Raw genomic sequence first — 18,135 nt, 5'->3', positions numbered from 1 at the left:
GATGCTAGATGGTAAAGACTGACTTGGGGCATTTTTCACATATTTGGTAGTCGATAAAGCTCGATTGATATGCTCAATACTGGTCACTGTGACTTCCCTTCTAAAATTAAAAATAATGGGCGGGTAATTACGGTTACCCGGTCAATCTTGGTAAACGCCCTCAAAGTGAAACGGCGTCTCGTCAACATCTGGTCGCGGGCTTCGATCACACATTCCGCAGCAAACAACTCGTATTCTTCCCGACTGATCAGCATCTCATCGCGATATGATGCCACCCACGCATCACACTCAGAAACATCGAATACTCTCTTTCGTTGAGTTCCGCTAACCGGAAGTCCTTTTTTGATCCAGTTCCGAATCGCCTTGTCGCTCACGTCCCACCGTTCGGCAGCGACAGTAAATCCAATGACACATTTGACCGGCTCCATTTTTTTCACTGGAGCCTTTTTTTTAGGTGTTTATTTCGTTTTTGAGGTGGTGCGTTTTGATGCGACTCTTTTGGACGATCGCTTTGCTGATGTTTTGCCCCTCAATTTAATAGGAAGAAGAAGAAGTGACTTAAAATTGCGTTTTGAGACCAAAAAAGTGCGATTGTGCAACCGCGCGCGACCCCGGGCCCCCCGCGGGAGGACCCGCGAAATTTTTTAGTCAGACTTAGACTTGGCTAGCTGATCTTAAGCGCTTAACAAATCATGTGGAAGCGAATTGGCTTTCTTCTTGCACTCAATCAAAACCATTATTTTGTTGTTCAGATTCCTGTTCGAGTTGCTCGATGTACCTGGTGCAAGTTTCATTGGTCGACTGATCAAACTCGTCCAGGTATGACAGCTCATTCAAAGCCTTGTCGAGATCTTCATCAGGCTGAATGATGGGATCAGCTCCCGGTAATTTATCAGCTGGACGATCAATTGAGCTGTGGCTTTTCATATTTGATTCCTTTCAACAATTTCAATCCGAGATAGATCAGAGCAAATAAAGCAACGAATACTACGAAACTTGTCTCCGTTGAGGCCCCTCTTGCCAATGTGTAACGTACTCATTAAAGAAAAGAGCGATCCGTCATAGGGAGCTGGCGCACCTTGATCGATCATGTCCGGAATTCACGTAGGAAAAATACAACTGTCAGAAATGCAGTGGGATAGGTTGTCTTACCATCAAGCGGATTGAGAGGGAGTTTATTCGAGCATTGATTCGGCTTCCTTGCCTGATTAAGAAATGATATAAAGAGCGGTAATGCATCCATGCCCTACCGCTCTCTGAAAATGACTGGCGTTTCATGCGATCCATCATTCTACACCAGTTTCTTTTCGCAGTTACAATTTCGCATTAACTCGTTTAAAAAAGTCAAGGGCAGTTGGATTATGAGAAGAAAAAAAACAATTACGATCGAGCTTGATCGGGATGACTGGTGGCCGTTATGTCGTTACGCAGCAAAAGAGAAGATCTCGATTCGAGGGCTCGCAAGAAAAACGTTGATGCCATTGATCGACGATTTGAAAAGACGGTATCCACGGCAACCCGTCAACGAATCCCCTTCGATCGACGATGTTCATTAATTGTACATTGATTTCGTCAAAAACGATCACATTTGGCCCTGAGAGACTTCAATTTGGGTGTAAATGAAATCGTATCCCGTAATTGGGGCCACCCATTAATGATAAGTGTCTGGTAAATACGCATTTACCGGACACTTGCTGTTTCCTGATGTCTGGGTAACAGTCATTTTCCAAGACAACATTTTAAACCGAATTAAGAAAGTCGAAGCAATGCTGATGGATAAGAAAGACATTTTTTGCATTCTATGGCCAATCTGTTAAGCTGATAAAACGGAACTAAAGAATTTCCCTTTAGATGTATTTGTTGGAAGGTTTGATATTGGCTCCTAATCATCCTCAAGTTTCAACCTTATCATTGTTCGGATACATGATTACGGTTTTGTTGTGGGAACTCGAATTCGGACTCGTAGCCCTGCAGATTTTTTCGAACAAGAAACCGGGATTCGCCGCCCTTTCATTGCTTTTAATATTGTCTGGCAGCATGACAGTATTTTTGATCGTTCGAGGAAAACGTGACTTCGCTCGGTTGCGATTTACCAAAGGGCGAATTGAGTTAAGTGGAATTCAGGCAACATTGGTAACTATTTTCGTGGTTTTGTTTGGCGGAACACTTGGCTTGATTGCGATGAGTATTGTGAACCAATAGATATCCACTAAGAATGTGCCCAGTCAAATCCAACAAGAATCGTCTTTCTTCTGTGGGGTGCTACGATTTGTCTGGGTAACGCTTATTACCCGGACATTAATTTCGGTAGTCAGAGACCCCATGTTGACTGGCTGTTTCAGCTTGATACCATTTTTACAGATCTTATAGTGACTTGCATTTTAAAAGATCCATCAGTGCTTATGTCATCACATTAGAAGAATAAATATTTTTGCACGTTTTGATACCTCGCGGGCATCACATTCAGTCTCGTGCAGGTGAATAACAAGTTATGCAGCAAACGTAAGAATATACGAAGGAATAAATGTTAATGTCGATTCCACGGAAAGGTCGCCGATCACTCACTGTTGATACTGTAGAATACCACTACAAGATTGCTCTTGAGCGTTCCGAACGCGCTGTTGTACAGCTTGCGGATGGTTCTGGGCCTTGTCTGTTTGTGTTCCCCTTCGCCATCATGAAACCATCCCACGTGGCAGACGCTGTTCGCTTTGCAATTTCATGTGGTTGGACTCCAACACATGATGCCAATGACTGCTGGCTCGCATTTGATGTTGATGGCGAAGATCATTCGCTCTTCGAGTATATTCCAAACAACGATTTCCGCGTCGTAACCTTTCCGACGAACGGACGCATCCCAAAAAGTATGGACGCCTCACAATTCGAAGATACTCGCCCGTGGTATCACAGACCAAGGCCAACCACGTATACTAAATAGCTGTTACTGACCGGGAAATGATGTTTACCTGGTCATTATTATGCGCGCGGCTGGTTGGAGTATTTGTCCGGGTAACGGATATTACCCGTACTCTTTTCTTTTGAGGGATCAATTTTTGATAATCTGGTAAATGATGTTGCCCATCCCAATAATCATAAGACCCTATTTCTTGAATGGTGATCTTTTACATGGTAGCATAAATTTGCTGATATGGGGCCCTTTGGTAAGTCATCCACAGCTATGCATAAGTAAAGAACAAGTTATTCGACAGGATTGTTTTCAAAATCATGTATAGTTTCTCACCATGGATTGACATACCACTTGCTGCGTTTTCCTATGGTGTGACTCTATTTTGCATATTGAACTGGGTTCACAAATCGGACCAGCAGGAAGTCAAAAAAACTCGTGAGACAACCCAACGTGCTGTTTTTCGATTGGCCATCGTCGTACTCTCGCTAGTACTGATTTGCTATGCCTTTGACATTGCACTTTGGCTCGTTGCAACCATTGTCGCTGCACTGGTACTCGGGGTTTCCTCCGGAGAGATGCTCGGCGTTCTGGGCATCCCTTTTATTGGGCTGGGATACCTCATCAAAGAATACGTCTTAGGATTTCCCGAGGCTGTCCTTACCCCTCCAGTCCCGCTCGAACAATCAACTCAGACTGTTGACCCACTCAATCAATATGTTGGCAGAACTACCATTGCTAAGTCATCTCTGCGTCCCCAGGGCACGGTCGAAATTGATGGCCTGCAATTGGACGCCATGTCCGCCTCTGGCATGATGATTTCACAGGGTACAGCGTTGTGTGTTACTGGCACGCGAGACGGATGCCTCTTGGTATGTGAGCCCAGTGAGTCGGCTAACAACTTAATACACCAGACTGGTGGTCCGGTTACATCTTGAGATCCACATTGCTGGCAACGTAATAGTTTTGATAAATCAATTTGCTTAACTCGACAATCTTAGAATGACTGGGAAACGATGTTTACCCGGTCATTATTTTTAATCATATTTAGAAAGGTGAGAGAATGAGTTTAGGGTTTCGTTTAGAATTCCACTTTTCCTGATTCGAGTTATTTAATCCAATCTCTTTGATTGTCGCAACTCCCTTATTTTTCTCTTGACAATCCCTCCATCTTTACACAAAGTTTCACTAACTCTACTCTCAATGGATTATGGCGAAATAATTCAGTCTAATTCAAGTTATCAAGCAAGTGCGATGCACAATCGGAGAACTATTTGACTACCGAGAAACCACTTGACAAGAAAATATTGGAATGGCTAGAGCAACAGGGCTATCCCCTGGAGATGCGGGTTGCGAAAGCGTTTATCGACGCTGGTGTTTCCATTTCGCTGTCAGTCTATTACCGTGATCCTGAAAACGACACACCGCGCGAAATCGACATTGTCGCAGGATGTCAAGACGGTGAGTTCGCGGATTATTTCATGTTCTCAGTAGAGTTTGCGATAGAGTGCAAAAAATCTAGCTCACCCTGGGTTCTTTTTGTTAAACCGGGACGCTCTTTCGGCAGCGTTTTTCGTAACGGTTGGGTTTGTTCAAAAATCGGTTCGACAGTCAAGGAAAGATTGAAGTATCGCAATCTATCAGACAACAAATTACATAATTGGAGCGGCAACTGGGCGTACGGTGTCACTGAGGCACTGAGAAAGGGATCGCCAAAAACTGGTGACATCCCTTATAAGGCGCTAATGAGTTGTGTGAAGGCATCACACGGACTTGCGCGGTTAACAGAGCAGAAGGTTTGGTCCTCGCGGTACGCAGACAAGGTCCTGTTCGGAAGCATGACGCAACCCGTCATAATACTGGATGGGAAGTTGTTTGAGGCTTCGTTGAACGAATCTGGTGATCTTGAAATCATCGAGACCGAAGAAGGCATTATTAACTTCAAATATCCCTTCCTGAACCGGGCTGATGAATATGTGTCGGTTCGCATTGTGACTCTCCCGGCTCTACCTCGCTTTATTTCAGCCGCCAAGGAAACGGTTGAGCAGCTAACTGATGAAGTTGATGCTCAACAACAGGCATACAAGGAACATTTGATCGTCGAGCAAAAAGCTTGATAACAATCCGTTCCCCGGATCCGCGGACCGCCCGGTTACATTGCAATAGAGTCTATTGAAGGAAATACCATCAACATCACTTAAGGGATTCGAAATAATTTATCTGATTGGGACAGTGATAATACCTGATATTGGTCGATGTCTATTTCAACTGGAAGCTTATCTTTAAGAACAGGTAATATGTACTGGCAATTAACTTCAGCAACTATTTCAGTAAGGATACTACTAATCTGATTGTCATGGATATTTTCAATCTGATCTTGAAGAACAAAATGTAGACACTCAATACCTTCAGCGTCTGCAAACTGAATATAAGCCAAGTCAAAGGCAGCAATTTGGCCTTTTTTCTTACCAGTCCCTAGATTTCCACTGAGACTGCTTACCTTGAATTCATATACGTTTTTATCTTTATCTTTATCATCTGAGCTCAAGACAAATTGTTCACCGTATAGCCTATTAGACAACTCAGAAAAATATTTGTTAAATTCAGCAATTCTCTTCTGTATCTGATCATCTTTCGAATCAATTCCAGCGTTAATTTTGTTTAATTCTTTTTCAATGTTATCGAGTTTCTCTATGGACAATTCCCATAGTCGTTTTTGTTCTTCTAGGCTTCCTTTTTTCTCAAATGTGTTATTCAGATCAGAAACCACTTTTTGCAATTCCTCTACAGCTCCTGCCTTTTTTAATTTTTGTGCTAACTTTTTTTCTAGAACCAATAGTTCTGACATCTCTCTTTTTCTCTCAGCAAGCTTTTCTTCAAGATCAGGGATTTCTTTAGCGATGTATTCCACCTTATGCAAAATCATTTGGTTATGAAATCTTATGGTATCTTCAAATGTTTTTTGGAGCTCAGGAATTAAAACTTTGGCTTCTTGGTAAAGAGATTTAATTTGCTGATCATCGACGGAACTTACTTCATTCTCGAGTTCAGTTTTGCTTTCCAGTATCAAATCTCTACGTAACACCAGGGAACTTATTGCTGTAGATCGTTCATTAATTTGCAATTTTATTTTGTTTAGTTCTTCTAGATCTTCCTCGTAACTCTCATTAACGACAAAGCTATTCTTTCTCAGAGTCAATTCCTCGATAGTTCTATTAATAACAATAAGGGACTGTTCAATTTGAGATAAAGAAGCCTCTTTTTTTAGCCGTTGTAGTAAATTATTTTCTGTTTTTTGGTCACGGACTAGTTGCTGTTTTCGTTCATTTGTATCAAGCTCGATTCCCAACCAAAACAAGAAGAGCGATTCATATTCCTCTTTCGTTGCGAAAGAGTTCAAAACCTTCAGTGTATTGGTAATCCTGTTTTTTTCGTCCCTTATATTCTTTGCAATTATTTGCCTGAAGGTAGGCTTTGCTAGTGGTGATTTAAAAATAAGTTCTTTTAATTTCTTTGGGAAATTCTCGATTGTTTGTTGTTCACCATTGATTTCGAAAATCTTCTCTTTTTTACTAAGAAAATTTCTTCGAATTTCTATTTCAAGTGAATCTGTAAGTTCTAAGTCTTCCTTCAGTGTCATCGAAATAATGATGTTGTTTTTCTTTAGGAATTCTTCAACTTGAGAATTTGTCTTACCTTTAAATTCTGGGTCTTTATAGATATTGCTTCCACTACTTCCGAAACAGTAGTCAATAAGTCTCAATACCGTTGTTTTGCCTACACTATTTCCTGACTCTTTTCGATCACTGGTTTGGGTCTCATCAACGATAAGATTCAGTCCCTTGTGGAATGGGATGTCTCTGATAATTGTAGACTCATTATGGATTGTGAGTTTCTTCAGAAACATTTTACAATACGTCCTTTATCATTGGTTATTGCACCAAGAAGGAAGAGCCAGTCAACTGTAATAAAAAAAGCATTTAGAGAAATGGTTTCTTGGCGATTCACGAGTTGATACAAATCAAACAACTCAATGACACTACCAGACGTTCCTTGCAATACTTCTAAAAGCATAGCTCCCAAGCGGTAGATTTGCCTTTCTGGTTTTATGTCCTTGCTAATGATCATGATATGACTGGTTCCTCTAGTATCTTACATCGCATAAATGCATCCACCATTATTATAGTCACACCGAATGCAATATCCTCTTTATTGTCATTAGTATTTTGTTCAGCCATAGTAATTAATTCGTCTTGAACATCTTCAATAATATTATCTGCATTGTTTCTAATTATTTGCATAGGATCAGAACTGTTTTCAATGTATTTTCCCTTTATCCTTAGATATGTCGCTCTAATATTACGCAAGAGATTTTCCTTCTTGAATGATCCTTCCTCTTCTAAAGTTTGATACAAAGAATTTATTTTCATGTAGAACACTTTGTACTCTTCAAGAAGTGCTTTATTACGTTTGATATCATTATGGTTGATTTTTGATTCAATTTCGAACGCTTCGACATTTTGGAAAGAAAGGTCCTCTTCTGCATCTAACTCAATTTTAGAAATAGCGTTGATTACTATATTTAATAAAGCGGGGCGTTCGTTAAGATAAGAATAAGTTACTGTTGACTCATGCTCTTTTTTCCAATTTTTTAGTAGATCAACGGGATACTTTTTTTCGTTTTCTATATTGTCAATTATGTTGTGACACTCGTCACACAATAAAATGAGATTATCAAAATGCCTGCGCTGATCGTCGTTCATGGTTGGGTTCCATCTTGGACCATTCTTTGACGCCGCCTCTATGTGGCAAATCTTGCTAACCATAGTTTCATCATCTCTTGCGAGTAACTTACGATCGCAGTCTGGTGCTGAGCATTGATTACCAGAAAGAGTATGAAGCCTCTTGACTGTTGTGAGCTTGTAATCCCTAGCTTTCGTAGTCATTTTTGTGCTAACTCTAAGTTGTATGTTTTAAGAGATATTAGACTGCTCAGATCTGGCAGCATTTTAAATACTCTACCCACAGAATAGTGAACATATCAATCCTTTTGGCTGCAATTTCGCTGTAAACATAAACAATTTACGCATCCAAAAACCAAAAAGTGAGTAATAGCCTTTGTCTAAGTGTTTTATATTAGCTTGAGAAAATAAATCGACAGCATAAGCTGGTAGAATTATTTGTCATCTTTCAAGAAAGAAAGCCAGCAACTACATAGGTTTATTGGATATTTATCAGTCATTTCTTTAACACCACAATAGTACAAATAGGCTGAAGGCCATATAAAAATCTAAAGTGGCTAGAATCTAATTGGTCTAATGACCGGGTAATGTGTGTTACCCAGGCATTGGAGAAGTGATGCCTGGTAAACGTGAATTTCCCCGACAAAATGCTGGTGAATAAAAAGAATTCCAGCAGAACATCCAGCTATTTGAAGTATTCGAATTTCTCACATAATCACGACTCTCTGTTCGTGAACCAGGAGCACGCAGTGAAGCTTTGGACTTGGCACAAACCTGACTTTTTACTTACTTCCGGCCGAGTTGACCATTCGCAATCAAAGTTCTATCAAAGTATGCCCACGCTTCCGCCCGCGTACGATAAACTTGCCGGCCATGTCGGTACGGATCAGATTATCTGGTGTTACTCACAGTCGAATGAACATATAAAAATACCGAATGACACTAAAGTCGAATGGGTACTCAACGTGCCTTCCGATAAAGTACTGGCGATAATTGACGCATGGGTATGGGAGAGAATAATTGAATCTGGAGCATGTCCGCCTTCCTTGCGCGAAAAATGGGCCTACGAGGCTGGGCAGAGAGATCTCGATAGTAATTCCTACGTTGATGCAAAGATGCAAGAATACCTTGAGCAACCCCCGCCTAATGGCGATTGGTGGAAATCGTTGTTTGTTGATAGAATCAGCCATGACAATACAACTGTTCTTATAGAACATCCAATTCCTGAAATTTGGGTCGAACAGGATGGTATTAATTCCAGATAACAATGTGTTGCAACCTACGAAAAATTCGGTTGCCCGGAATTATAATGTCCAGGTAATATGAGTTACCCGGTCACTATTTTAGAGGGTGTCTTTTAAAACGGTTTAAAAACGCAATTGAGAAAACGTTTGATTTTATCGAACGAGGGTAAAAGTAAATTTTAGGTTGATCGGGTAACAGCCAACGAATGTGATTTCATATTTCGCGTGAACGGTCTCTCCAGTTCGACCTGTTGTTATGTTTCGCCAGCAAACTCTTCAGGTGACAAGTCTCTAAAGCCAACTGTTCTCGTTGCGTGAAACGGTTGTGCTCCACCAGTCATCGAGGCAAGCGTCAAGTAAGATACATTTTCATTCTCAAGAATCGCTTTGAGGTCTTCACCTGCTTGGATCGCTTTAACCCAAATAGTTTTCAGCTCTTTGGGCCAATTGGTGTTCACTGGACAACGCAGGCCCTTTTCGAGGCGAATGAATACCAAATCATCTCGCTCACAATAGTGGTCCGAATCAAACTTGAATTGGAAATGCAAATACTCATCTCCTGAATTGATGTGGGTCCAAGAGATATAAAGCCCCTTAAGCTGGCAATCGTCGATCATGATTCCATCAGGCCCAGTGAACGCGTCAATGATTGGTTTCAGACAGTTGTCAATGTCTGCTTTGGCGTCGGTCTCGTAGCGACTCTTCGCTGGAACGTTCCATGTGATCTCGAGAATTATCTGTCCCGTTAAAATGAACTGAAACTTTGACAGCTCGGTTTTGATTTGTGCGATGTAGGCGTTTCGCTGGGCTTTTTTGGATTGAATGGATGCCGGTGCGCCGGGGATCTTGACAGACAACTCACCGAATGGTGATGGAGCGACACCCGCGTCTGCTTCTTCAAGAGCTTCGATAAGTGGCTCACCATTATCCGACATATTTGCTACTCGTATATTTGAGGCCTAACTATTGATAGACAGAATTTGATTCTGTCTATATCTATCAAGAATTCTGTCTATTATCAATTGATGGTATGTATCCGCTTCAGGTTTATTCAGGGAAGACTGGAATGACAGCGAATGTTGATCTTCTGGCAATCCGACCATGATCGAGACGAGGGGCAGAGTGACGTTCCTTTGCCGAAATTGAAATCTAAAGTCCCAGAAAATGGTCTGGTAAATAAGAGATACTCAGTCATTATTTTAGAGGGTGTCTTTTAAAACAGTCATTTAAAAACGCATTTGAGTATATCGAACGAGGGCAAGAGTAACACTTCGCATCAACGGCCGTTTCACTCGGGTAGCGAGTGGAACGGTTCGACTGCATATGCTTGTTATAAGTAAATTCCAATTTCTTCTAGCTCTATTTGCAACCCATCCATTTCTATGTCGGGATTTAGTTTAATAGCAAGATCACTACTAAAACTACCTTCGAATATTTTCTCGAGAACAGATATATTTATTTCTCTTTCATAATAACCTGTTGCCCAGACGTGATAATCAATCGCATACCATTTCAATACTGTTTCTAGGTCGATTAACCACTTAATAGGTAATCCGAACTTTACCCACTCTGATTTTTCTAGGTACCAAACGCAGGTGGCTTTATCCATGCTAAATGCCGGTTCGGAAACAAACGAATCATAGCTACTCGGTATCTTGTTATTCACGCTCTCAATATTCGACATTAGTCCGTCTTCAGGACTTAAGCACTTGTACCCAGCGAGTTGACCAGATATCCATAAAAACCACTCTCCACCAGAACCATCTCTAAGGGATCCCATCTCTTCAGAATCAGACCATTTTGAGTTATAGGAAAAATAACGGTACTGCCACTCGGGCTCAATGATAGCGTCAAGCAATGCAAGTGTTTTCAGTCTTTGGCGCAATTCCGTAATCATGATTTACTCATAACTTTTAATAGGCAGAATCTGATTCTGTATATTATCAATTGGCTCTATATGGATTGCTGCCATACTTGCCGATCGGCAGTGATGTAGCAGCTTCAACTCAAAATCAGGCCCCTTCGGCAAACTCATTTTGCCTGTTGATATTAAAACAAGAGAAGCCTGGAAAAACATATAAAATGTCAATTGACGCGATAAGTGATTTGTTTTTCTAGGAGCGAACTTGGGATGAATTGATAGTTGCGAGAATAGAAAGAAGTGATATGTTAAAGCTCTTCTTTCAGGAACCTAATTCAATTCTCATATTGTAAATCCACTAATGCAATTTATATGAGTAGAAAAGTAAAATTTTTATTTGGTTTACGTAATTGTTAAAAAACCGACGTTAGAATTCATCCGGCTTGCCAAGTATTACGATTGAAGGTTCGTTTCCGGAGAGGTTATACATTTTTACTAAATTATGATCTCGATCAACATCTTTTCCATTATTGTCAATCCCTATTAAAATATTTCCGTTGTGAAATACGATACCCTCGGCTAGGCCATATCGTGTCCCCTCTTTGTATAAAGAACCATATTTACCATCTTTGAGTGCGGCAAATGACAGACGTGATACAATTATTTTCTTTGTGGGATCAATCTTTATTATCGAATAGCCACGTCGTTCCAATGCATAAAGAAAGCCATTGTGAAACGTGAGTCCAGAGTACGTTTTCTTTCGACCAAGATGCCTTTGAGTGTCATCTGTAAAGGTTGTTCCTGGAACATCGAACTGAGAAACTACTATGCCACGAGTAACAGCATGATTAAGAGATACAGCTAGAATGAATCTAGGGTTCCGTTCCTTAGCCAAATACAGCAATCGCGATTGATTATCATACGCGATTCCTTCAAAACCTGAGTTATCCCAGTGGTTTATTGATAGGCCAGTCGGATCGAAGTCTATTTTAATTTCATTATTGTAATCGAGTTGAGTACTTTTACTATTAAATGAAAATGAGTAAATGTGCGTTGGATCCTCATTGACGACAAAGAGTGTATTTCCTTTACACGCTACACCTTCAAAGCTCGGCATTCTTTTATCATTTTCGTAGTTAAGAGAGAGCCTGCTGACTATGTGCCAGTGGCCATTCTTGTGTTCGATACCGTAAAGGTATCGATCGTTCGACTTGTCTCCAACCACAAACAGGTTTCCGCTATGTGTCGTAATACCACTGAGGTGAAGTGGAGCAGAATGCGAATACTTACTACGATATGAGCCATGCAATTGCGAAATCGACTTAATTTCTGCGACTAAAGGGGGGGTATCTGCTTTACAGACAGGCGTATGAATGAAAAGGCATAAGATTACTAATATGAATTTCATTGTTTTCCTTTGTCTATAATTCAGTTTCTGATCTTCAGATGAATTAATACTCCCAAACATGTCATTTTGTGCATTATGATTGTAAGCATTTATGTTCATGTTTCAACTGTTTTCAAACGGATTACGAAGTTTTTTCTTAACACTCATATGTCAGGTACTCAAGCCGTGAGTGTATCTGAGAATGATACTTCCGCTACAGTCATTGAACATTGAAATCAGTGAAATTTAATTTGTATCTTAAGGCAAGGAAGATTGGTTAGATGGCCTTAATCAAGTGATATCTTTTCATTTAAGCTCTAATAAACGTTTCACTGGGACGGTGCATAGCCAGAGCCTCTCAGGATAAAAGACGGTCTTATTGACGAAATTATTATTCCATTAATGAACATCATCGATCGGCGGGGATGCATTGATGGGTTGTCGCGGAAACTTCCGTTTTGCTTCCTGGATCAACGGCATCAATTGCTCCTTCGCGATTCCGCGAATAGATCGTTTCTCTTTGGCTGCATAACGACTTAACGGCAACCACTCATCAGTATTGAGTTCTACTTGAACAATCTTCCTGTTTCTCTTCATAATCTGCCCTTGACTTTTGCGAGTTGTACAATCCTTAATTTAAAACGCAATCGAAAAGCCGGAGCCGAACCATGGAGCGGAGAAGCGACGGTTAATTTCAGAGCGGTAGCGCAGGGAAGCAATACCGCTTTTATATCATTTCTCAGCATGGCAAGGAAGCCAGATCGATGCTCGACAAACTCCCATTCAAAGCGCTTGACGGTAAGAAAACGTATCTCACTGCATTTCTTACCATTGTCTTTTCCCTGAGCGGAATGCTACTTGGTGAAATTGAGACAGCGGAAGCAATCAAGCTATTACTGGCGGCCTTCGGCCTCGTGGGGATTGGTCACAAATTAGAAAAGAGTGCTCCCATTCAAATGGTGTTTGGAGAAATCGAACCAACTGAGGAGAGATATCACGATCCTCGTCAGTCTTTAGACGAGTAATCAATGGGCGGTCTATTAAGAATCATCGCAACCCTTTTGGGGCTGTTGTTTTTCTGGACCAAGAAAAAACATAGCGACGGAAATGAGCGACTGGAAGAAGCGGAAAGGATTCAACGCAATGCGACGAATCGAGACGAACAAGCGGTTCAATCGCAGTTTTACCGTATGCGTACTCGTGGTCGCATTACTAACGATCGTTAGTGGTTGTAATTTAGTGGATCGCTTCAAACGCAAACCGGAACCCAAAGTGATCTCGGTGCCAGACAAAATGGTACCGGATATGCTCGATCAAGGTGAGCCAGCTCCCTATGACGGTTGGCTCTTTTCAGATTCCCTTTTTAATGAGTACGCTCCCTATTGGCAAAAGGGGCCTTACGGGAGCGACCACAAATGATGGCCATTTCCCCGGACCCAAATAGACCAGAATCCAAATTGTTCGATTCGATTTCGATGCTTTTGCTTTGGATCTTCGCTTTCCTGATGCTTTTGTTGACATTGCCTGGTTGTCATTCAGACGATCAAAAACAACAGTATCGCCCCTTTTACAATCCCCCCTCAAAACGAGCCCGGCCGTCGGAAAAGATCAGAAAGCCGATCCAGGGAGCCGCGGACCGTGTCGATGAGGTGTTGGAAAAAACACCTGTGCCGGCCGTTGCTGGAATTTTGGCCGATGACGCACTCGACATGATTCAGAAAGTCGAAACGATTACGGTTCAAGAACCCGATCCGGAAGTCGTCGAAATCATCGAACCGAAACCGGATCCGTTGTATGAGGTTCCGGAAGATTCAAGCGATTCGGATCAGGTGAATGCGGATCAATCAGAATCAAACAGTAGAACTGTTTTTATCGTCTTCATTGCTTTGATGGCGTTGATCTATCTTGGTTTCAAATTGTTGAAAGGACTCAAACGTGAAAAGCCTCACCGCCAATGATCGACCCGCTGCGGAATTGCTGGGAGCTGATCCCGTAATTCAGACGGAGGAAGATCTTGACAAGGCTTTAAATGAGTTGTCATTTCTGAACGCCTTTGATCAGTCGGTCAACGCGACTTGCACCAGGTACATCGAGAAACTCAAACAGGAATCTGAGCAACGCAAATATGTTTTGATTGATGATCAAGACCCTGTCACGATTGCATGCCGGAGAGAACTGCTCAACGAGCGAGTGGATGAGTATTGCAAAACAAATCGATCGAGCTTGATTGACGGCAAGAAGAAAACGAAATCGTTTCCGCATGGATCAGTGAGCTTCAAAGATCAGCCAGCCAAGGTGGAGTATCGCTCAGGGCTGAAGGAAGCGGACAGCCTCGGTCTCTTAGATAATCTGATGCAGTCAACATTGGTTGAACAGATCGTTGCCTGGTTGAATGCGATCTGTATTTTTGGCAAGAACAAAGAAGCACGCTTGTTATCTGAAGTCGTCGAACTCAAACCCAAGCTCAGTGTTTCGAAGATCAAAAAAGCATTCGAAGAAAAACGTTTGACGGCAGATCATCTGAAACAATTGGGACTGAAATATTCCAAGGGCAAAGAGCAGCTGACGATCAAGCCGGCCGAGTACAAGTCTGGCTGAAAAAAATCTCGGGTCCTCCCGAGGGGGGACCGGTGCCGCGCGCGGTTATTGAATCGCACTTTTTTTGTCTCAAAACGCAATTTTAAGTCACTTCTTCTTCTTCCTATTAAATTGATGGGCAAAAAATCAGCAAAGCGATCATCCAAAAGAGCCACTTCAAAACGCAGCACGTCAAAAACGAGAAAAACAGCTAAAAAACAGGCTTCAGTGAAAAAAACGGAGCCGGTCAAATGTATCATCGGATTCACTGCTGCTGCCGAACGATGGGACGTTAGCGACAAGACGATCCAGAACTGGATCAAAAAAGGACTTCCGGTTAGTGGAACGCAACGAAAGAGAGTGTTCGATGTTTCTGAGTGTGATGCGTGGGTGGCATCTTATCGCGATGAGAAAGCAGATCGAGACTCCCAGAAGCTCAACGAAGAACTCAAAAAAGAGAAGCTGCTCCAGGAGAAATTGAAGCGGAAGGACCTGGAGCGTAAAGATTTAATCGCAGATGAAAAACTGATCAGTCGGGAAGAATACGAGTTGTTTGCCGCGGAATGTGTGATCGAAGCCCGCGACCAGATGTTGACACTACCAAAGGAGATGCGGCGGCATCTCTGCAAAAAATGCCAGTCAAAAGTGAAAGAAATGCAAACAATGATTGAGCAGGCATTGCAGCGGTTATCTGAAATCGAAGAGGGACCGAAAAAATGATGGCTCAAACTTCCAATCCATTAACCGAAGGAGGTGGCTGTCAATGGCCGAACAGATTAACAAATCCGATAAAAAGTGTCCGGTAAATCATAAAAATCCGCGTCGTGGAGATCCTTGTCCGAACAAACAGTGCACGGGAAAACTGAGCAGCTACTCACAATCGCGTACGGAAAACGGCAGGATTTACTTTCTTTCCTGCGCTCGTTGTAATTTCAAACCCAAAAACAATAAAGAGTTCAAAAAGTTCGTATGACTTTTTTGATCAAATCAAGTAAGACGCTATAGCGAAAGCTAAAGAGTATGAACCATCGCTCCGTCGTGCTGGATCCATTCTGCTGATCTAGCACGAGATTCTCTTATCGCCTCTGTTCTGGAAGGACACCTCGCGATTAGTTTTAAGGTATCCGAAGTATATTGCGAGATCGCTGCTCGACGGATCGAATCGACTCAAGGCGGGGAGCTATTGAAGTTTCGTAGATGAGGAGGACATTTTAATAAGCAAGCAGCTTACCAATCATTGCCATAGTTTGAGAATCGTAGACGACTTAGAATGCCTTTTAAATTAACTGTCGAGTGTTTCGATTTTAGTCTCATTAACTGATGAGAATTCATGATTCAACAATGGGTTTTGCACTGATGTTTTTAGTGTTTGGCTCTATGCTTGGGACGCACTTTTGGAGGTGTAGCAATGCAAGAATTACGAATGTAAGTTTTGTCGATAGGAATTGATTTGTAGAGTGATATGATTCCAATTCCTACCCCCCAGGAACAGTGGGGGCTTGAAAATGTTTGACAAATCACTTTTGAATAGGTACAGTCAATCGAACACGTGGGCGTATAAAAAGAGGGAGCCCGGAGGCTCCCCGGTACTCCACGACGGCTGGCACCGTCGTTGTTTCCCTAACGCCCACCGAATTCCTAAGCGAGTAGGAAAATCGATGGTCGCTAAAATCATTAATCGGCGCTCTGACCTGCGCCGTCAAGTATATCTTGCCTTGCTTTCTTTACCGGCAGAATCGCTACAGCCGGTTGTAATATCCTTACGAGGACCTCCCCAAACCCAAACGCATTATGGATTTTCGTGCGTTTCCTGTGCTGACAAAAAGAAACCCAACCAGGCGGCAACCTGGTTGGGAAATGTTTGATCTAGCACACAATCAATTCACCTGATCGGGATCTTTTTCATATGTGTGATCAAGACGATAGCCATTTTACGGATACTCCGTCAAGTGCAAACAGTGAAAACGGGAATTTTTTGACATATTTGGAAGTAGTTTTAGATGCCATTGGTAAAGCGTTTAAGGCAACTCGGTTCGTAAATAGATCTATTTCTGGTTTGGATCCATGTCGATGGTACGATTTTCACGATGCTTGTGATGCTGCAAATATTGTGCAAAGTCATAGAGAGATAATAATCAAAAACCATAAAGGCAAAAATGATGGCCTCGATACATGGGGTAACGATTTAAAGTGCCTTGGACAATTCATCATAGAATGTCATCAGAAGTATGGGAGAGATCATGCCGAAGATAAAAGTAATCGTAGTAAAACAGAATGATAGAGAGCATCTCCAAGCTAGATGGATTGATCCACAGACCGGAAGAAAAAGATATAAAACAACTGGGGAAACCAACGAACGCAAAGCATTAAAATTTGCTGCGAAACTCGAGGAAAAATTAGAGTCTGAAACATATTCTCCAGATTCTGGAGTGACGTGGGAAGAATTCAGAGAACGTTTTCGTGACGGTCATCTATCAAGTATCGCACAAAGTACGAGCTATAAATATGAAGTTATCTTGGATGGATTTGGCGACATGATAAAAATTAGAGCACTTTCTTCAATCGATACGGCCAAAATTAATAAGTATGCAAGCTCATTAAGAAAGAGGGGTTGTGCTGAGGCTACAATAAAAGGCTATTTATCGTATATTAGAGCTGCTTTAAATTGGGCCTGTGATATGGGAATGATCCAAAAAGTTCCAAAGATAATAATGCCTAAACGAGCAAAGAATTCTAAATACATGAAAGGACGTCCTATCACTAATGAGGAGTTCGAACGGATACTCTTACAGGTAGATCATGTGATTGACCAGGATCACGTTAGTGACTGGGAATTTTTTCTTAAAGGACTTTGGTGGTCAGGGCTAAGATTAGGAGAGGCGCTCATTCTATCGTGGCACACTGGACCGTTTGCAGTCGTTGAGCTCGAAGATCGTTATTTCTTCCTAATTAGTTCTGATGCGGAAAAAGGCAGCCAAGACAGACTACTTGCTACCGCTCCTGAATTTGACGAAATGTTGAGGGAGGTGAAGAACAAAAACGGACGAGTCTTTAACCCAATGACGAATCGTTCAAAAGGAGTCTTGCCAAGGATTGATGTTACGGGGAGACTAATTAAAAAAATATCAATCAAGGCAAATGTGATTGCAGATCCAGAAAAAGGAACCTATGCAACTGCGCATGATTTTCGCAGGTCATTCGGGGAAAGGTGGGCACAGCTAATATTGCCACAGCAATTAATGGAACTAATGCGACACTCAGACATTAAGACCACATTGAACTACTATGTAGGAAAGAATGCAAAGAGCACCTCGGATGCACTTTGGAAAGCAATAAATCAGTCAAAAGGTCTACAAAAAGGTCTACAAACAGAAGTCGATATGATCAGAGATAAACATCTAAAATGAAAATAGCCCTAT

23 protein-coding genes are annotated in these 18,135 nt (G+C 41.7%); 14 read left to right on the top strand and 9 right to left on the bottom strand.

The genetic code is table 11. The features are described 5' to 3' along the window. Positions 1–83: 83 nt before the first annotated feature. Positions 84–437 (bottom strand): MerR family transcriptional regulator, encoded by a 354-nt coding sequence (locus V144x_RS08340; protein ID WP_144984106.1) that lies wholly within the window; start codon positions 435–437, stop codon positions 84–86. A 286-nt stretch (positions 438–723) separates the two neighbouring features. Beyond that, entirely contained in the window at positions 724–927 is a 204-nt protein-coding gene (locus tag V144x_RS08335) for a hypothetical protein (RefSeq protein WP_144984103.1), read from the bottom strand. Positions 928–1,361: 434 nt separating this feature from the next. Here V144x_RS08335 and V144x_RS08330 point away from each other — a divergent pair, with 434 nt between their 5' ends. From V144x_RS08330 to V144x_RS08310, 5 genes are all read left to right on the top strand, one after another. Further along, entirely contained in the window at positions 1,362–1,556 is a 195-nt protein-coding gene (locus tag V144x_RS08330; RefSeq protein WP_144980222.1) for a hypothetical protein, read from the top strand. A 295-nt stretch (positions 1,557–1,851) separates the two neighbouring features. Next, positions 1,852–2,202 (top strand): hypothetical protein, encoded by a 351-nt coding sequence (locus V144x_RS08325; RefSeq protein ID WP_144984100.1) that lies wholly within the window; start codon positions 1,852–1,854, stop codon positions 2,200–2,202. Between the two features lie 328 nt (positions 2,203–2,530). Continuing rightward, positions 2,531–2,938, top strand: coding sequence for a hypothetical protein (locus tag V144x_RS08320; protein ID WP_144980158.1), 408 nt, complete (start codon positions 2,531–2,533; stop codon positions 2,936–2,938). A gap of 287 nt (positions 2,939–3,225) precedes the next feature. Further along, positions 3,226–3,843, top strand: coding sequence for a hypothetical protein (locus tag V144x_RS08315; protein WP_144984097.1), 618 nt, complete (start codon positions 3,226–3,228; stop codon positions 3,841–3,843). A 336-nt stretch (positions 3,844–4,179) separates the two neighbouring features. Further along, positions 4,180–5,022, top strand: coding sequence for a hypothetical protein (locus tag V144x_RS08310; protein WP_144984094.1), 843 nt, complete (start codon positions 4,180–4,182; stop codon positions 5,020–5,022). 80 nt (positions 5,023–5,102) lie between these two features. Here the strand turns inward: V144x_RS08310 and V144x_RS08305 are convergent, their stop codons facing one another. The 3 genes from V144x_RS08305 to V144x_RS08295 are packed head-to-tail and all read right to left on the bottom strand — an operon-like array spanning position 5,103 to position 7,851. Next, entirely contained in the window at positions 5,103–6,812 is a 1,710-nt protein-coding gene (locus V144x_RS08305; protein ID WP_144984091.1) for a DUF2326 domain-containing protein, read from the bottom strand. Further along, positions 6,803–7,033 (bottom strand): ABC-three component system middle component 6, encoded by a 231-nt coding sequence (locus V144x_RS08300; protein ID WP_144984088.1) that lies wholly within the window; start codon positions 7,031–7,033, stop codon positions 6,803–6,805. Before V144x_RS08300 ends, V144x_RS08305 begins: the two co-directional genes overlap by 10 nt. Further along, positions 7,030–7,851 (bottom strand): ABC-three component system protein, encoded by an 822-nt coding sequence (locus tag V144x_RS08295; RefSeq protein WP_232102762.1) that lies wholly within the window; start codon positions 7,849–7,851, stop codon positions 7,030–7,032. The genes V144x_RS08300 and V144x_RS08295 overlap by 4 nt, the downstream gene beginning before the upstream one ends. Before the next feature lie 545 nt (positions 7,852–8,396). Here V144x_RS08295 and V144x_RS08290 point away from each other — a divergent pair. After that, the gene (locus tag V144x_RS08290) at positions 8,397–8,912 is read left to right on the top strand and encodes a hypothetical protein (RefSeq protein WP_144984082.1); all 516 of its coding nucleotides are present in this window, start codon (positions 8,397–8,399) and stop codon (positions 8,910–8,912) included. A 233-nt stretch (positions 8,913–9,145) separates the two neighbouring features. On the opposite strand, the gene V144x_RS08285 is transcribed toward V144x_RS08290, so the two are convergent. From V144x_RS08285 to V144x_RS08270, 4 genes are all read right to left on the bottom strand, one after another. Beyond that, complete coding sequence (locus V144x_RS08285) at positions 9,146–9,826, bottom strand: RusA family crossover junction endodeoxyribonuclease (RefSeq protein WP_144984079.1); 681 nt, start codon at positions 9,824–9,826, stop codon at positions 9,146–9,148. A gap of 395 nt (positions 9,827–10,221) precedes the next feature. Beyond that, positions 10,222–10,788 carry a hypothetical protein gene (locus tag V144x_RS08280; protein WP_144984076.1) on the bottom strand — a complete coding sequence of 189 codons (567 nt, stop codon included), beginning with the start codon at positions 10,786–10,788 and terminating at the stop codon, positions 10,222–10,224. Between the two features lie 391 nt (positions 10,789–11,179). Continuing rightward, positions 11,180–12,160 carry an SdiA-regulated domain-containing protein gene (locus V144x_RS08275; protein WP_197993049.1) on the bottom strand — a complete coding sequence of 327 codons (981 nt, stop codon included), beginning with the start codon at positions 12,158–12,160 and terminating at the stop codon, positions 11,180–11,182. Between the two features lie 378 nt (positions 12,161–12,538). Continuing rightward, positions 12,539–12,736, bottom strand: a complete 198-nt coding sequence (locus V144x_RS08270) for a hypothetical protein (protein ID WP_144984070.1) — start codon at positions 12,734–12,736, stop codon at positions 12,539–12,541. 167 nt (positions 12,737–12,903) lie between these two features. On the opposite strand from V144x_RS08270, the gene V144x_RS08265 reads away from it, so the two are divergent. The 8 genes from V144x_RS08265 to V144x_RS08235 all read left to right on the top strand — a co-directional run bounded on the left by V144x_RS08265 (position 12,904) and on the right by V144x_RS08235 (position 18,123). Next, a complete protein-coding gene (locus tag V144x_RS08265) occupies positions 12,904–13,164 on the top strand; it encodes a hypothetical protein (RefSeq protein WP_144984067.1) in 261 nt (86 codons plus the stop codon). 118 nt (positions 13,165–13,282) lie between these two features. Then, a complete protein-coding gene (locus V144x_RS08260) occupies positions 13,283–13,558 on the top strand; it encodes a hypothetical protein (RefSeq protein ID WP_144984064.1) in 276 nt (91 codons plus the stop codon). Then, positions 13,555–14,097: a hypothetical protein gene (locus V144x_RS08255; RefSeq protein WP_144984061.1), complete on the top strand. Its 543-nt coding sequence runs from the start codon at positions 13,555–13,557 to the stop codon at positions 14,095–14,097. Before V144x_RS08260 ends, V144x_RS08255 begins: the two co-directional genes overlap by 4 nt. Then, entirely contained in the window at positions 14,075–14,737 is a 663-nt protein-coding gene (locus tag V144x_RS08250; protein WP_144984058.1) for a host-nuclease inhibitor Gam family protein, read from the top strand. The genes V144x_RS08255 and V144x_RS08250 overlap by 23 nt, the downstream gene beginning before the upstream one ends. A 207-nt stretch (positions 14,738–14,944) precedes the next feature. After that, positions 14,945–15,436 carry a terminase small subunit gene (locus V144x_RS08245; RefSeq protein ID WP_144984054.1) on the top strand — a complete coding sequence of 164 codons (492 nt, stop codon included), beginning with the start codon at positions 14,945–14,947 and terminating at the stop codon, positions 15,434–15,436. Positions 15,437–16,221: 785 nt separating this feature from the next. Continuing rightward, on the top strand, positions 16,222–16,581 hold the full coding sequence (locus V144x_RS08240) for a hypothetical protein (RefSeq protein WP_144984051.1): 360 nt from the start codon (positions 16,222–16,224) through the stop codon (positions 16,579–16,581). 41 nt (positions 16,582–16,622) lie between these two features. Then, positions 16,623–16,994, top strand: a complete 372-nt coding sequence (locus tag V144x_RS28350) for a hypothetical protein (protein ID WP_197998822.1) — start codon at positions 16,623–16,625, stop codon at positions 16,992–16,994. After that, positions 16,957–18,123: a tyrosine-type recombinase/integrase gene (locus V144x_RS08235; RefSeq protein ID WP_197998821.1), complete on the top strand. Its 1,167-nt coding sequence runs from the start codon at positions 16,957–16,959 to the stop codon at positions 18,121–18,123. Before V144x_RS28350 ends, V144x_RS08235 begins: the two co-directional genes overlap by 38 nt. Positions 18,124–18,135: the final 12 nt, after the last annotated feature.

Source organism: Gimesia aquarii, from assembly GCF_007748195.1.
Lineage (GTDB): Bacteria > Planctomycetota > Planctomycetia > Planctomycetales > Planctomycetaceae > Gimesia > Gimesia aquarii.
Note: the sequence above shows the minus strand (reverse complement) of the source record. Positions and strands in the feature narration are given on the sequence as shown.